The sequence below is a fragment of the Rhodoferax sp. LS1R11 genome, from assembly GCF_056521395.1.
Genome location: NZ_JBWMAW010000038.1, coordinates 1 through 2,131 on the forward strand (window position 1 = coordinate 1; position 2,131 = coordinate 2,131).

A 2,131-nucleotide genomic window follows, 5' to 3' on the forward strand; every position below is an offset into this window, starting at 1 on the left:
GTCCATATCGGCTGTGCGTTCTCGATCATTGAGCTGCTGGCGGTTTTGTACCGCAGTCATCTGCGCTTTCCCGGCAACGATCCGCGCGCCAGAGATCGCGATTACTTTGTGCTCAGCAAAGGCCATGGTGTCATGGCCCAGTACGCATGCATGCGGGAAATGGGATGGCTCAACGACGATGCGTTCTCGGGTTATTTTGCAGATGGCAGTGAACTCAAAGGATTGTCCGATTCACGCGTCCCCGGCCTGGAGGCGACCTCCGGCTCCCTGGGGCACGGCTTCTCGGTCGCCGTGGGTTTGGCAATGGGTGCCAAGTTGCGTGGCACCGATCAAAAGACGTTCACACTCGTTGGTGATGGCGAAATCAATGAAGGGCCTGTTTGGGAGGGCGCCTTGTTCGCCGCCCACCATGAGCTCAAGAATTTCATGGTCATTGTTGATGAGAACGGTTTCCAAGCCATGGGCAGCACCCGGGAGGTCATCGCCCTGGGCTCGATCCAGGCCAAATTCGAGAGTTTCGGCTTCGAGGCACTCACCATCGATGGTCATGATGAATTGGCCATTGACGGTGCGATCATCCAGCTCTGGGCCAGCGAATCGACACGCCCCAAAGCACTCATCGCGAAGACCGTCAAGGGCAAGGGCGTCCCCTTCATGGAAAACAACAACATGTGGCATTACACGCGGCTTGATGCTGAAACCTACGCCCAGGCCTTGGCGGCGATGGCCGGGCGGGTGTCATGAGGGCGGCGTTTTCTGAAGCACTGGTGCGTCTGGCCAAGGCCGACCCCCATGTGTTGCTCCTGACCGGTGACCATGGCTATGCCTTGTTTGATGATTTCCGGCGCGAGTGCCCGACGCAATACATCAACGCGGGTATCGCAGAACAGAATATGGTCGGGATGGCCTCAGGGTTGGCCCGTGCAGGCTTCAGGCCATTCGTCTATGGCCTGAGTGCATTCATTCCCGTACGTGTGCTGGAACAAATCAAACTCGATGTGGCCCATGACAAGCTCCCCGTGGTGTTTATCGGCGACGGGGCCGGGTTTGTCTATAGCCACCTGGGTACGAGCCATCAGTCAACGGAGGACATGGCCTGTACCAGAGCCATCCCTGAGTTATCGGTCTATTCACCAGCGGACCGGTTTGAGGTCGCCCTGTGCATGGAGCGGGCCTACCAGTCAAGGTCAGCGGTTTATTTGCGGATGGGAAAGTCAGACCGCGGCGATGTGCATGCAGGCCAGTTGGCGGCCGAGGTGGGCCGTTTGTTAGAGGCGAAGCCCGGTGCAAACGGTGACCTGACCTTCATGGCGACCGGATCTCTGGTGCGTACGGCCGTGAATATTGCCACAGCGAATTATCCACACGCCCCCGTTTGGAGCGTTCCGTTCATCAAACCCATTGATGTCAAACAAGTCGCTGACATTTGCCAGCAGAGTCGCGTGGTTGTGGTGCTGGAAGAGCACTCGGTGTTAGGCGGCCTGGGCTCTGTGGTTGCTGAAATCGCCTCCGAGTTGGCCCCCGTGCATGTGCTGCGAATTGGCGTGAATGACCGCTTCTCTCACTACTGCGGTACCTATGAGTATTTGCTGAAGGAACACGGGTTGGATCAACTGGCCATCACCCAGCGCATTGGCCGTTATCTCACAACCGTCTGAACCATGCGTATCGCCCTACTCGGCGCCACCAGTCAGATCGCCAAAGATCTGGTGCTGTCGTTCTCCACGCAAAGCGATCATACGTTGACGCTCTATGCGCGACGTCCTGAAGCCCTCATCACATGGCTTGCGGAGGTGGGCCTCGCGAATCGTTATGTTGTAGCCGATTTCACAGCATTCAGCGTCAATGAACACTTTGATGCCCTGCTCAATTTTGTGGGGGTGGGCAACCCCGCACAGGCAGCGGCAATGGGAGCGTCCATCTTTGACATCACATTGCAATACGATGAACTGGCACTGAACTATGTGCGCCATCATCCCTTGTGTCGCTATATTTTTTTGAGCAGTGGCGCAGCCTATGGTTCAAATTTTGAAGCACCAGTCGATGAAAACTCGAAAGCTGTAATACCGATCAATGGCCTTCAGCCGCAAGATTGGTATGGCGTGGCCAAACTGCATGCGGAATGCCGTCA

The 2,131-nt window shown here is 56.5% G+C and carries 3 protein-coding genes; all 3 read left to right on the plus strand.

Going from position 1 to position 2,131, the window contains the following annotated elements:
* A partial coding sequence (locus AC097N_RS21160) for a transketolase (RefSeq protein WP_479584043.1) occupies positions 1-744 on the plus strand: 744 nt, incomplete at its 5' end.
* The gene (locus AC097N_RS21165; RefSeq protein WP_479584044.1) at positions 741-1,658 is read left to right on the plus strand and encodes a transketolase family protein; all 918 of its coding nucleotides are present in this window, start codon (positions 741-743) and stop codon (positions 1,656-1,658) included. The genes AC097N_RS21160 and AC097N_RS21165, both read left to right, overlap by 4 nt.
* A 3-nt stretch (positions 1,659-1,661) precedes the next feature.
* Positions 1,662-2,131 (plus strand): NAD-dependent epimerase/dehydratase family protein (locus AC097N_RS21170; RefSeq protein WP_479584045.1); only part of this gene is annotated, 470 nt, incomplete at its 3' end.